General features: G+C 71.7%; 11 protein-coding genes and 1 tRNA gene. 4 read left to right on the top strand and 8 right to left on the bottom strand.

What is annotated here, in order from left to right:
- Positions 1–90 precede the first annotated feature (90 nt).
- The 4 genes from E1287_RS21420 to E1287_RS21405 all read right to left on the bottom strand — a co-directional run bounded on the left by E1287_RS21420 (position 91) and on the right by E1287_RS21405 (position 2,266).
- Positions 91–164: transfer RNA gene (locus E1287_RS21420), tRNA-Met, on the bottom strand.
- 49 nt (positions 165–213) lie between these two features.
- Positions 214–1,260 carry a PDZ domain-containing protein gene (locus tag E1287_RS21415; protein ID WP_131966822.1) on the bottom strand — a complete coding sequence of 349 codons (1,047 nt, stop codon included), beginning with the start codon at positions 1,258–1,260 and terminating at the stop codon, positions 214–216.
- 27 nt (positions 1,261–1,287) lie between these two features.
- Complete coding sequence (locus E1287_RS21410) at positions 1,288–1,719, bottom strand: molybdenum cofactor biosynthesis protein MoaE (protein ID WP_243719291.1); 432 nt, start codon at positions 1,717–1,719, stop codon at positions 1,288–1,290.
- Positions 1,720–1,729: 10 nt separating this feature from the next.
- Positions 1,730–2,266: a PPA1309 family protein gene (locus tag E1287_RS21405; protein WP_131966821.1), complete on the bottom strand. Its 537-nt coding sequence runs from the start codon at positions 2,264–2,266 to the stop codon at positions 1,730–1,732.
- 108 nt (positions 2,267–2,374) lie between these two features.
- On the opposite strand from E1287_RS21405, the gene E1287_RS21400 reads away from it, so the two are divergent.
- Complete coding sequence (locus E1287_RS21400; RefSeq protein ID WP_131966820.1) at positions 2,375–5,290, top strand: UPF0182 family protein; 2,916 nt, start codon at positions 2,375–2,377, stop codon at positions 5,288–5,290.
- A gap of 100 nt (positions 5,291–5,390) precedes the next feature.
- Here the strand turns inward: E1287_RS21400 and E1287_RS21395 are convergent, their stop codons facing one another.
- The gene (locus tag E1287_RS21395; RefSeq protein ID WP_131966819.1) at positions 5,391–6,473 is read right to left on the bottom strand and encodes an NAD-dependent epimerase/dehydratase family protein; all 1,083 of its coding nucleotides are present in this window, start codon (positions 6,471–6,473) and stop codon (positions 5,391–5,393) included.
- A gap of 89 nt (positions 6,474–6,562) precedes the next feature.
- Between E1287_RS21395 and E1287_RS21390 the strand changes: the two genes are divergently transcribed.
- Both E1287_RS21390 and E1287_RS21385 read left to right on the top strand, forming a co-directional pair.
- A complete protein-coding gene (locus tag E1287_RS21390) occupies positions 6,563–7,990 on the top strand; it encodes a zinc-dependent metalloprotease (protein ID WP_131966818.1) in 1,428 nt (475 codons plus the stop codon).
- Positions 7,991–8,177: 187 nt separating this feature from the next.
- The gene (locus tag E1287_RS21385) at positions 8,178–8,741 is read left to right on the top strand and encodes an NUDIX hydrolase (protein WP_243719287.1); all 564 of its coding nucleotides are present in this window, start codon (positions 8,178–8,180) and stop codon (positions 8,739–8,741) included.
- Here E1287_RS21385 and E1287_RS21380 read toward each other — a convergent pair.
- The 3 genes from E1287_RS21380 to E1287_RS21370 all read right to left on the bottom strand — a co-directional run bounded on the left by E1287_RS21380 (position 8,723) and on the right by E1287_RS21370 (position 10,864).
- The gene (locus tag E1287_RS21380) at positions 8,723–9,412 is read right to left on the bottom strand and encodes a hypothetical protein (RefSeq protein WP_243719286.1); all 690 of its coding nucleotides are present in this window, start codon (positions 9,410–9,412) and stop codon (positions 8,723–8,725) included. The genes E1287_RS21385 and E1287_RS21380 overlap by 19 nt on opposite strands.
- Positions 9,409–9,942 carry a M48 family metallopeptidase gene (locus E1287_RS21375; protein ID WP_131966817.1) on the bottom strand — a complete coding sequence of 178 codons (534 nt, stop codon included), beginning with the start codon at positions 9,940–9,942 and terminating at the stop codon, positions 9,409–9,411. The genes E1287_RS21380 and E1287_RS21375 overlap by 4 nt, the downstream gene beginning before the upstream one ends.
- Positions 9,943–10,075: 133 nt before the next feature.
- Complete coding sequence (locus E1287_RS21370; protein ID WP_131966816.1) at positions 10,076–10,864, bottom strand: enoyl-CoA hydratase/isomerase family protein; 789 nt, start codon at positions 10,862–10,864, stop codon at positions 10,076–10,078.
- Positions 10,865–11,039: 175 nt separating this feature from the next.
- Here E1287_RS21370 and E1287_RS21365 point away from each other — a divergent pair, with 175 nt between their 5' ends.
- A complete protein-coding gene (locus E1287_RS21365; RefSeq protein WP_243719284.1) occupies positions 11,040–12,371 on the top strand; it encodes an AarF/ABC1/UbiB kinase family protein in 1,332 nt (443 codons plus the stop codon).
- The last annotated feature ends 165 nt before the right edge of the window (positions 12,372–12,536 follow it).

The raw sequence follows: 12,536 nt of genomic DNA, 5'->3' as shown, positions 1-12,536 counted from the left end.
GCACGGGGGGCTCCGGGGGGTCGCCCCCCGGGAGAAGGCGAAGGGTCCGCGGGAAAGGTGCGAAGCACCGACCACACGGACCCAGACCAGTAGCGGGGGCAGGATTTGAACCTGCGACCTCTGGGTTATGAGCCCAGCGAGCTACCGAACTGCTCCACCCCGCGGTGATGTTTGAGTCTATGGCATGGGGCGGGGTGCTGCGAACGGGACGGGTCATTCGCAGGTGGGGACGTCGCCTTTGCCGGTGGTGAGGGCGTTGATGGCCTGGACGGTGCCGTGGAGGGTGTCGGCACGGATGAGGCGGAGGCCGTCGGGACGGGAGGCGGCGGCGTCGGGGCAGTTGTCCTTGGGGGTGAGGAAGACGGTGGCGCCGGCTTTGCGGGCGGCGATCATTTTCTGCTGGATGCCGCCGATGGGGCCGACTTCGCCTTTGGCGGTGATGGTGCCGGTGCCGGCGATGAAGGTGCCCCGGGTGAGGGGGCCTGGGGTGAGTTTGTCGATGATGGCGAGGGAGAACATGAGGCCGGCGGAGGGGCCGCCGATGTCGCCGACGCTGATGTCGATTTTGAAGGGGAACTTGTACTGGTCGGAGATGACGACGCCGACGGCGGCGCGGTCTCCGTTGGGGGTGGCGACGGTCTTGAGGGTGGTGGTGGCGGGCTTGCCGGCGCGGGTGTAGGCGAGGGTGACGCTGTCGCCGATCTTGTGTTTGGCCATGGTGCCGGTGACCTGGGCGACGTTGGTGACCTTGGTGCCGTCGACGGCGGTGATCTCGTCGCCGGTCTTGAGGACGCCGTCGGCGGGGCGGCCCTTCTGGATGCCGTCGACGACGACGCGGGTGGTGACGGGGATGCCGAGTTCGTGGAGGGCGGCGGCTTCGGCGCTCTGCTGGGAGTCCTGCATCTGGCGGGTGTTCTCTTCGTCGACCTTCTTGGGCGACTCGTCGTCCGGGAAGATCGTCTCTTCGGGGACGATGGCGGTGTCGCCGGCGATCCAGCCGCGGAGGGCGGTGAAGAGGTCGATGCGGCCGCCGGGGCCGCCGCGGTAGGTGACGGTGGTGAAGTTGAGGTGGCCGGCGTCGGGGTAGGTCTGGCGGCCGTCGATCCTGATGAGGGGCTGGCCCTTGTCGTTGGTGCCGAGGGTGTTGCTCGTCGGACCGGGCATCAGCGCGACGTACGGGACCGGCATGGCGGAGCCGATGATGGCGAGCACGATGACTATCACGCTCGCGGCGGTGAGCGTGGCGGCACGACGGGACATGTCCGAAACTCTATGCGGTCGGGGCGGTCAGCACGCGCCGACCCATTCGTCACCGCCGTCGGCGAAGGTCTGGTGTTTCCAGATGGGCACGTTGGCCTTGAGGTCGTCGATGAGCTGCCGGCAGGCGGCGAACGCCTCGGCGCGGTGGGCGCAGGACGCGGCGGCGATGACGGCGAGGTCGCCTATGCGCAGGTCGCCGACGCGGTGGACGGCGGCGAGCCCGTGGACGGGATGGTCGGCGGCGACCTTCTCCATGACGGCGCGGAGCTGCTGCTCGGCGCTGGGATGGGCGCTGTAGTCGAGGCCGGTGACGGTCCGGGCGTGGTCGTGGTCGCGGACGGTGCCGACGAACACGGCGGTGCCGCCGGCGCCGGGAGCGGAGACGGCGGCGAGGACCTCGTCCACGGAGAGGGGCTCGTCGCGGACGCCGATCAGCCTGATCACGCTGTCGTGGCTCACGTTCCGCAGGTTACCCGGCGCCCGGCTCGTCCGGTTCGAAGGTGGCGGCGAGGGCCTCGGCGAGGGCGGGGACGAGGTCGGGCCCGGTGAGGACCTCGTCGTCGGTGTCGTGGCGGCGGAGCCGGAGCGCGGAGTGCCGGGCGCCGTCGCGGAGCACGCCGACGATCATGCGGACGTCCTCGCGTCCGGGGTGGGACGCGGCGTACTCGGCGGCTTCGGCGTCGTCCTCGGGGATGTCGTCCTCGGCTTCGGGCGGCAGGACGACGCGTTCCATGACGAGGGCGCAGCCTTCGACGGTGTCGGGCCAGGCGATGGTGGCGAGGGCGTCCTCGACGGCGTCGCGGTCGGGGAGGGCGGGCTGCTCGAGCGCGGCGAGGGTGTCGGCTCCGGGCGGCAGGCCGAGCTGGTCGGCGAGGTCGGGCTCGGCCTGGCGGAGTTCGGCGCTGCGGACGAGGGCGTAGAGTCGGGGCGCGGCGTCCCAGCCTTCTTGCGCCGAGTGGCGTTCGAGGTCCAGGACGACTTCTTCGAGGAGGCTCACGGGGCCCATCTTTCCCCCATTCGGCGCATGGACATGCGGGAACCCCCGCGCCAGTCGGTAAGTTGCTTCTACAGCACCGGCGGGCGCCGGTGGCGAGAATCTCGATCGGAGGGGTCAGTGACCTTCCGTACTCCCGGCTTCGGGCGCCGGCTCGGTACCGGACGGACGCGGCTGGTGCTGCCTTCTCTGGTGACGCTCGCGGTGCTCCTGATCGCGTTCATGGTCTTCACGGCGACGTACACGAATCTGCTGTGGTACGACTCCATCGGCTTCTCGAAGGTGTACACGACGCAGCTTCAGGCCAGGGTGGCGCTGTTCTTCGGCGCGGGGCTGCTGATGATGCTGCTGGTCGGCGCGAACGTGGCGGTCGCGTACCGGCTGCGTCCGGCGTACCGGCCGCTGTCGGTGGAGCAGCAGGGCCTGGAGCGGTACCGGGCGGTGATCGATCCGCGGCGGCGGCTGATCGCGTGGTCGCTGCTGGGGCTGCTCGGGGTGCTGACGGGCTCGTCGGTGGCGGGCCAGTGGCCGGTGTGGCTGGCGTTCCTGAACCGGACGCCGTTCGGCGTGAAGGACCCGCAGTTCCACAAGGACGTGTCGTTCTACGTCTTCACGTATCCGTTCCTGCGGCTCATCATCGGTGTGATCTTCGCGATGGTGATCCTGTCGATCCTGGCCGCGGTGATGGTGCACTACCTGTACGGGGGGCTGCGGCTGCAGGGGCCGGGCGACAAGGCGAGCCCGCCCGCGCGCGCCCACCTGTCGGTGCTGTTCGGGCTGTTCATCCTGTTGAAGGCGGTCGCGTACTGGTTCGACCGGTACGGGCTGGTGCATTCGGAGCGCGGCGTGACGACCGGCGCGTCCTATGCCGATGTGAACGCGCTGCTTCCGGCGAAGACGATCCTCATGATCATCGCGCTGCTGTGCGCGGTGATGTTCTTCAGCAACCTGCTGCGGCGCGGGATGATGCTGCCGGGCGTCGGGTTCACGCTGCTGGTGCTGTCGGCGATCCTGCTCGGCGGGGTGTATCCGCTGCTGATCCAGCAGTTCCAGGTGAAGCCGGACGAGCTGGCCAAGGAGCGCGCGTTCATCCAGCGCAACATCCAGTTCACCCGGCAGGCGTACGGCGTGGACGGCGCGAAGGTCGTCCCGTACGGGTCGCAGCCGGTGACGGACAAGGCGAAGCTGCAGCAGGAGGCCGACCAGCTCGGCGGGGTGCGCGTCCTCGACCCGGCCGTCGTGGGCGAGACGTTCCAGCAGCGCCAGCAGATCAGGCCGTTCTACCGGTTCCCCGACACGCTGGACGTGGACCGCTACCAGGTGGACGGCAAGCCGATCGACACGATCGTCGCGCTGCGCGAGCTGTCCGGGGCGCCCGCGGCGCAGCGGAGCTGGGTCAAGGACCACCTGGTGTACACGCACGGCTACGGTTTCGTGTCGGCGTACGGAGACCGCTTCGGCGCCGGAAACGAGCCCGACTTCATCACCAAGGACATGCCGGTCTCCCCCGAGCAGAAGATCAAGGTGGCGAAGCCGGAGATCTACTTCGGGGAGCGGTCGCCGAGGTACTCGGTGGTCGGCGGGCGCGGCCAGCAGGAGCTGAACTACCCGGACAACAGCAAGACGGGGCAGCAGAACAGCACCTACGACGGGGACGGCGGCGTCCCGATCGACTCGTTCTTCCACAAGCTGCTGTTCTCGGCCAAGTTCCAGGACAAGAACCTGCTGCTGTCCGGCGCGATCAACCAGGACGCCAAGATCCTCTACGACCGGTCGCCGCGGCAGATGGTGCAGAAGGCCGCGCCCTGGCTGACGCTGGACGGCGATCCCTACCCCACGGTGGTGGGCGGCCGCATCCTGTGGATCGTGGACGGCTACACGACGTCCAACAGCTACCCGTACTCGGAGGAGATGAGCCTCGGCGACGCGACCCGCGACACGATCACCGACACGCGGTCGGCGGTGGCGCGGCAGGCCGACGACCACATCAACTACATGCGGAACTCGGTCAAGGCGACGGTGGACGCCTATGACGGCTCCGTGCACCTGTACCAGTGGGACGAGAACGACCCGATCACGAAGACGTGGATGAAGGTGTTCGACAAGACCGTCCAGCCGCGGTCGTCGATCCCGCCGGAGCTCGAGGCCCATTTCCGCTACCCGCAGGACCTGTTCAAGGTGCAGCGGAAGATCCTCACCCAGTACCACGTGACGGACCCGTCGGCGTTCTACAACGGCGAGGGCTTCTGGGAGGTGCCGGAGGACCCGTCCGCGAAGAACCGGAGGCAGCCGCCGTACTACCAGAGCCTGCGGATGCCGGGCCAGGACGCCAAGTCGTTCTCGCTGACGACGGTGTTCAACCCCCGCGGCAACCCGCAGCTCGCGGCGTTCATGGCGGTCGGGTCGACGCCGGGACGCGACTACGGGCAGATCCAGATCCTGCAGATGCCGCGCAACGCGCAGCCCGCGGGGCCGGGCCAGGTGCAGAACTCGTTCGAGACGGACACCCAGGTGAAGGCCGACCTGTTCGCACTGAGACAGGGCGGCACGAAGACCGTGGCGGGCAATCTGCTGACGATCCCGTTCGGCGGCGGGCTGCTGTACGTCGAACCCATGTACACGAAGGCGGCGGGCGGCAAGGAGAGCCAGCCGTACCCGATCCTCGGCAAGATCCTCGTCCGGTACGGCAACGGCATCGCGGCGGCGGACACGCTGGAGGACGCGATGAAGCAGATCCTCGGCACCGCGTCCGCGGCGCCGCCGTCGCAGACGCCGACGGCCCCGGGCGGGCAGCAGCTCAGCGCCGCGGCGCAGAAGGCGATCGCCGATCTGCAGACGGCCGTGAAGGACTACGAGGACGCGCAGAAGAAGGGCGACTATCCGGGCATGGGCGACGCCTGGAAGCGGATCAAGGACGCGCAGGCCGCGCTGGCGGCGGCGGGCCAGGCCAAGCCGGCCGCGCCGAGCCCGTCACCGAGCCCGACCGGGACGCAGACCGGGTCGCCGAGCCCCTCCGGCTCGCCGCCGGCGAGCTGAGCCCGCCGAGCCCCGGGCCGGGGCCCAGCCCCGGCCGGGCCCACCGGCGACGGGCCCAGCCTCGGCGGGGTCAGCGGCGACGGGCCCAGTGGCAACCGGGTCAGCGGCGGCGTTTGCGGGCGCGGCGGATGGCGGCGGCCGCGCCGATCGCGGCGACGGTGGCACCCGCGGCGGTCGCCATCGTGGCCTCCTTGCCGCCGACGCGGCGTCCGACGACGGCGTGCCGCCCGGCGGTCTCCTCCATCACGGCGCGCAGCGCGGCGGCGTTGTCGTACAGGGGTTTCCAGCCGGCGGCGCGGAGCCGCGCGCAGTCCACGACCCACGGGTAGGCGACGTAGTGCAGGTCGGTGGCGGGCGCGGGCGTCATGCCGAGCCGGTGCAGCCGCTGCGCCATGCCGAAGGTGAGCGCGGCGGGCAATTCGAAGCTCCGCTTCCCGGTGATCTCGGTGACCTCGTCGGGGCCGAGCCAGCCCTCGCAGCCGACCGTGAGGGGGCCGGTGACGTCCTCGGTGACGACGATGTCCAGCGCGGACGCGAGGTCCTCGATGTGGCAGAACTGCCAGCCGGGCGTGCTGCCCTTGACCGAGAGCAGCCGCGGCGCCTCGAAGTGCCGGGTGATGACGGTGTCGATGCCGGGCCCGGCGAGCGCGGCGGGACGGACGACGGTGACGTCCAGCCCGGGGTGGGTGACGGGCGCGGTCGCGGCCAGCTCCTCCATCTCCAGGTAGTCCCCCGCGATGGACGTGCTGGCCTCGGCGAGCAGCGGCGCGTCCTCGTGCAGCGGGACCTCGTTGCCGGGCTCGGCCCCGTACACCATCGCGGACGTGACGAGGACCACGCGGCGGACCCGGGCGGCGGCGGCCGCGGTGACGACGGTCTGGGCGCCGCGGACGTTGTGGGTGCGGCGGTCGCGGGGGTCGACGTCCGGGGAGTGCTCGACGTCCAGGTTGACGATCACGTCGACGTCCGACAGCCGGTTGGACAGCAGCGGGTCGCGGATGTCGACGACGCGCCATGTGACCCCGGGCACGTCGCCGCGGTGCCCGTCGATGGCGACGACCTTGCGGATCTCCTGCCGTTCGGCGAGCCGGGCGGCCAGCAGCCGCCCCGCACCGGAGGCGGCGCCGGTGACGGCGACGACCGGGCCCTTGCTACGCCGAGGGCGAACCTTGCCCGTTGCCACGGGGGTGCCCCCTTCCTTGTGTACGCGACCTTGCCGGGACCGGCTAACGTTGCGGATATGAGCCCATCATGCATCCCAGGGGCAAACCGATGAGTGACACTCCGTTCGGCTTCAACCGTCCAGGCGACGGCGACGACGACGACCGGCCCCAGGATCCATTCAAGGGCATGGGCGGCGACATGGCGCAGTTCGCCGACATGCTGCACCGGTTCGCCGACATGATCGGCGGCCAGGGTGCGGGCGGCGGCGCCGGCGGCCCCCTGAACTGGGATCTGGCCAAGAACATAGCGCGGCACCAGGTGGTGGAGCAGGGCGACCCCTCGGTCGTCGACAGCGAGCGCCGCCAGGTCGAGGAGGCGCTGCGCCTGGCCGACCTGTGGCTGGACGAGAAGACGACGCTGCCCGCCGGGATCCGGACGCCGCGGGCGTGGAGCCGGTCCGAGTGGATCGAGCAGACGCTCCCGGTGTGGGCGAAGGTGTGCGACCCGATCGCGGCGCGCATGGTCGAGTCGATGGGCGGGGCGCTCGGCGGCGCCGGCGGCGACATCCCCGCCGACATGCAGGCGATGGCGGGCCCGCTGATCGGGATGGTCAAGCAGATGGCGGGCGCGATGGTCGGCGGCCAGGCCGGGCAGGCGCTGGGGGCGCTGGCCCGCGAGGTCACCGGCTCCGCCGACGTGGGCCTGCCGCTCGCGCCGAGCGGCGTCGGGGCGCTGCTGCCCGCGGGCGTCGAGGCGTTCGGCTCGGGCCTGGAGGTCTCCGGCGACGAGGTCCGCCTGTATCTGGCGCTCCGGGAGGCCGCCCACCAGCGGCTCTTCGCGCACGTCCCGTGGCTGCGCTCGCATCTGCTGGGCGCGGTCGAGGAGTACGCGCGGGGCATCACCGTCGACCTGTCGGGCATCGAGCAGGCCGTCCAGGGCCTCGATCTGTCCAACCCGGAGGCGATCCAGGAGGCGCTCGGCGGCGAGATCCAGCTCCAGCCTGAGGAGACGCCGCGGCAGAAGGCGGCGCTGGCCCGGCTGGAGACGACGCTGGCGCTGGTCGAGGGCTGGGTCGACACGGTCGTCAACGAGGCGGCGCAGGGGCGGCTGCCCGGTTCGGTGAAGCTGGCCGAGGCGGTGCGGCGGCGCCGCGCGACGGGCGGCCCGGCGGAACGGACGTTCGCGACGCTCGTCGGCCTGGAGCTGCGGCCGCGGCGGCTGCGCGAGGCGGCGAGCCTGTGGCGGACGCTCACGGAAGTGCGGGGCACGCAAGGCCGGGACGCGATCTGGGACCACCCCGACCTGCTCCCGACGTCCGACGACCTCGACGACCCGGATGGGTTCGTCCACGGCCGCGACGAGATCGAGGGCCTGTCCGACCTGGACCTGTCGAACCTCACCAAGGCCCCGGACGAGAGCGAAGCCAAGAAGCTCGACGAGAAGCCGGACGAAAAGCCCGACGACAAGGCGGATGACAAGCCCGACGACAAGGACGACGGCGACGACGGCTCGGGCGACGGCGGGTCTCGCGCATGAGCCTGTCGCGTGAGTCGCACGGGTCGCCGGTGACGCGGGTGAACGGCTGCCGGTACGGGCCGGGATCGTCCACGAGGGCGATCAGGCGCCGGGTCGCGCGGCGGAGCCTGTGCTGGCAGCGGCCCGTCGACCAGGAGCGCCGTCGCCGCCATCCCGTCAACTCTCGTTACCCGCGCGTGGGACGCACGTGACGCAGGGCGTTCCGCGAGGCGCCCTGTACGAGGACGCCGTGCGGGTCCTGTCGTCGTGGGAGGCGCCTGACGCCGGGCAGGAGGACGTCCGGCTCGGTTTCCTGCGGCACCTGGAGCAGTACCCGGCGGACGGGATGTGGCGCGAATGCGCGGCGGGGCACATCACCGCCAGCACCGCCGTTCTCGACGCGTCCCGTAACCGCGTGCTGCTGACCCTGCATGCGAAGTTCAAGCTGTGGTTCCAGCTCGGCGGGCACTGCGAGCCCGGCGACGCGACGCTCGCGGGCGTGGCGCTGCGGGAGGCGACGGAGGAGTCGGGCATCGGGGATCTGCGGCTGCTGCCGGGGCCCGTCCAGCTCGATCGGCACGCCGTCCGCTGCCACCCGGGCGGGACGTGGCATCTCGACGTCCAGTACGCGGCGATCGCCCCGGCGGACGCGCGGCACACGGTGAGCGACGAGTCGGACGCCCTCGCCTGGTTCCCCGTCGACGGCCTCCCCGAGCCGACCGACGACGCCCTCCGGCGGCTCGTGGCGCGCTGTCAGGAACTCAGCGGGTGACCTTCGAGGAGGGCGCGGGTGTTCTCCCAGCCCTCCAGCCCCGGGTCGAGAAACCGCAGGTCATGGGCGGTGCGGAGGCGGTGCCAGCCGGGCCCCTGCGGGACGAGGCCGGGGCGCGGGGCGGCGGCGCGCAGCCGGGCCAGCGCGTCCGGCGTGTCGAGATCGATGTCCTGAAGGGCCGCGGCGAGCCAGCCGGGCAGCGGCAGCCGGGCGGCGAGCGCGACGAGCCCGGCGGGACGGCCCTCGCCATGATCGTCCGGTTGGGCGGGGCAGGCGGCGGCCGGGGCGTGGCCGAGGGCGCGGAACAGCTTGCCGATCAGCAGCGGCGGCAGGTCGGGGGCGTCCGCCGCGACCAGCGCGGCCGTCCCGGCGCCGAGCGCGTGCAGCGCCGCGAACGCGCCCGCGAGCGTCGGCTCCCGGACGATCGGCGTGCCTGGCCAGGTCACGGCCTCGGCGTCCGGCTGGTCGGGCGGGTCGAGGACGAGCGCGGACGTCACCAGTTCGAGCCCGGCGACGACCTCGTAGGTGTCTTCGAGCAGCGCGAGCCGGAATGCGCGGGGGTCGACGCCAGGCGGGACGTCCAGCGGCCTGCCGGGAAGGGAGAGCACCGCGGCGAACCGCGCCGAGACACCGGAGTCCGGGGCCGGGGCCGGTTCGGGCGGGTGGGTCACCCGGCGACCTCGTGCGGGAAGTCGTCGCCGTGGTGGACGCCGTCGCCGGCGACCTCGTCGTCGGGCGCGTCCGCCTCAAGGGGCAGGTGCGCGGCGGCGGCGACGCCCTCCAGGTAGCCGCGGGCCCGGTCGGCCTTCGGGTAGTTGCCGACCAGCTCCCAGAAGTCGGCGCCGTGCCCCGGGATGAGCAGGTGCGCCAGCTCGTGGACGAGGACGTAGTCGACGACCCACCCCGGCATGCCCCGCAGGCGGGTGGACAGCCGGATCGTTCCGTCGTCGGGGGTGCACGATCCCCAGCGGGTGCGCTGGTTCGCGACCCAGCGGACGCTGGTGGGGTCGGCGCGGCCGTCCAGGTAGCGGCGGGACAGCTCCCTGGCCCGCGACTGGAGGTCGGCGTCGCTGGGCCGCCGGCGGCGTTCCCTCTCTTCGAGCCGCTCCAGGATGGTCGCGATCCACTGTTCCTCTTCGGTCTTGCTCAGCCTGGACGGAACCATCACCACCACCTTGTCGCCGTCTCGGTAGGCGGACACGGTTCGCCGGCGCCTCGCGCTGCGACGGACCTCAACGTTAGGGGGCACGCCTGAACCGTACTCGAAAATTTGCCTCCACCACAGGGGGTGTTTGACGTTGTCGCAGGTCAGGAGGTCTGTTTTTGACCGACGTTCACTCGCCCGTGAACCGCGGGACGCGCTTGTCCCGCTGCGCCGCGAGCCCTTCCAGCATGTCCCTGGACGACATCGTGACGGGCTGCGCGAGCGACTCCCAGCGCAGCGCCGCCTCCATGTCGCCGTGCCCGCCGCCGGAGAGGGCCGCCTTGGTGAGCCGGGTGGCGATCGGGGCCTGCGCGGCGACCCGGCCGGCGACGGTGAGCGCCTCGTCCAGCACCTGGTCGCCGGGCACGGCCTTGTTGACCAGGCCGTACCGCTCGGCCTCGGCGCCGGTGACGATCCGTCCGGCCAGGAGCATCTCGCGGGCCAGCGGCAGCCCGGCGACCTCGGGGAGCAGCCAGGTCGCGGCCATGCCGGGGTGCAGCCCGAGCGCGGTGAACGGGGCGAGGAGCTTGGCGCCGGACGCCGCGTACCGCAGGTCGCAGGCCAGCGCGAGGCACAGCCCGGCGCCGACGGCGTGCCCGTTGACGGCGGCGATCGTCGGGACCTCCAGGCCGCGGATCGTCAGCCACGTCCGGTAGAAGGTCAGCATCCGGTCGCGGAGGGCGGGGACGGCGACGTCGTTGGTGTCGGCGAGCCAGGACAGGTCGCCTCCGGAGCTGAACGCGCTGCCCGCGCCGGTCACGACGACGCAGCGCACGTCCCTGTCGCGGCGCAGGTCCTCGATCGCGGCCTGCCAGGCCGCGGTCATCTCGTCCGACATCGCGTTGCGGCGGGCGGGGTCGTTCAGCGTCAGGACGGCGATCCCGTCCGGGCGGCGTTCGGCGAGCAGCGGTTCAGGCATGGCCCGCACCGTACCGCGACGCCCGCCCGGTGCCCTCCCGCGGGCCAGGCCACGGCGTGAGAAAGCGCACACTTACCGCGTCGCCGCAGGTCAGATCGTTCCACCGTTCTTGACTCCGGCGATACTTGCGGGTGGTTGTGGCGTGAACGACAGCCGATCACCGAGAATGGTCCGCGTGAGCGATCTTCCCCGCCGCGCGGTGACGCGGTCAGCAAAGCTGGCGTCCCTCCCCATCGGCTTCGCGGGGCGCACCGCGCTCGGGATGGGGAAGCGGACGTTCGGCCGCCCGGCCGAGACCGTCGCGCTGGAGATCCAGACGCGGACCGCCGAGCAGCTGTTCAAGGTGCTCGGCGAGCTCAAGGGCGGGGCGATGAAGCTCGGCCAGATGCTGTCGATCTTCGAGGCGGCGCTGCCGCCGGAGATCGCCGGCCCGTACCGCGCCACGCTGACCAGGCTGCAGGAGGCCGCTCCCCCGCTGCCGGCCGGGACCGTCCACAAGGTCCTCGCCGAGTTCCTCGGGGACGACTGGCGCGACTACTTCGAGTCGTTCGACGACCAGCCGGCCGCGGCCGCGTCCATCGGGCAGGTGCACCGCGCCGTCTGGCACGACGGCCGTCCGGTCGCGGTCAAGGTGCAGTATCCGGGCGCCGGGAAGGCGCTGATCAGCGACTTCAACCAGCTCGCCCGCCTCGGCCGGCTGTTCGGCGTGCTGATGCCCGGCCTGGACGTCAAGTCGATGCTCGCGGAGCTGAAGGAGCGGGTGGTCGAGGAGCTCGACTACACGATCGAGGCCGAGTCCCAGACGATCTTCCGGGACGCCTATGACGGCGATCCCGACTTCTACATCCCCGAGGTCATCGCGCAGAACGGGAACATCCTGATCAGCGAGTGGATGGACGGCACCCTCCTCTCGAAGATCATCAGCGAGGGCGACCAGGAGACGCGGAACCACGCGGCCCTGCTGTACTGCCGCTTCCTGCTCTCCGGGCCGAAGCGGTGCGGGATGCTGCACGGCGACCCGCATCCGGGGAACTTCCGGCTGCTGGAGGACGGCCGGCTCGGCGTCCTCGACTTCGGCGCCGTCGACCGCATCCCCGGCGGTTTCCAGCGGCGGCTCGGCCTGCTGCTGCGCATCGGCACGATGGCCGACATCGACGAGGTCGAGGAGGCGCTGCGCCGCGAGGACTTCATCCGCGAGGGCGTGGAGATCGACGCCGACTCGCTGCAGGCGTTCCTCGCGCCGATCACCGAGCCGTTCGTGACCGAGACGTTCAATTTCAGCCGCGAATGGCTGCGCGACATGGCGGCCAGGGTGACGGACCTGCGTCCGGGCAATGTGGTGCGGCAGCTCAACCTGCCGCCCGAGTATGTGATCATCCACCGGGTGCTGTCGGCGGGCACCGGCGTGCTGTGCCAGCTGGAATGCGAGATCCCGGCCCGCGCCGAGTCGCTGAAGTGGGTGCCCGGTTTCGCCGACGACGAGGACGGCGAACTCATTTCCGGCTGACGAGCCAGCGAAAATTAAGCGGGGCCCGCGCATTGATGAGATGCGCGGGGCCCCGCTTCGCGCGTCCGGTGAGGTAGGGCCACCTGGACGCGCTCCAGACGCCCGCCGGGAGGCGCTCGTCCGCCAAACCATCCAAGAAGGGCGGACGGCGTCCTGCTACCGGTG

It is taken from the genome of Actinomadura sp. KC06 (genome assembly GCF_004348735.1).
GTDB lineage: Bacteria > Actinomycetota > Actinomycetes > Streptosporangiales > Streptosporangiaceae > Spirillospora.
The sequence above is the reverse complement of the archived record's forward strand: the minus strand, read 5'-3'. Positions and strand labels throughout refer to the sequence as shown.

Bases quoted from the DNA above. Each gene is read 5' to 3' on its own strand.
- E1287_RS21415 (WP_131966822.1), bottom strand. From the start codon at position 1,260: ATGTCCCGTCGTGCCGCCACGCTCACCGCCGCGAGCGTGATAGTCATC.
- E1287_RS21405 (WP_131966821.1), bottom strand. From the start codon at position 2,266: ATGGGCCCCGTGAGCCTCCTCGAAGAAGTCGTCCTGGACCTCGAACGC.
- E1287_RS21390 (WP_131966818.1), top strand. From the start codon at position 6,563: ATGAGTGACACTCCGTTCGGCTTCAACCGTCCAGGCGACGGCGACGAC.
- E1287_RS21370 (WP_131966816.1), bottom strand. From the start codon at position 10,864: ATGCCTGAACCGCTGCTCGCCGAACGCCGCCCGGACGGGATCGCCGTC.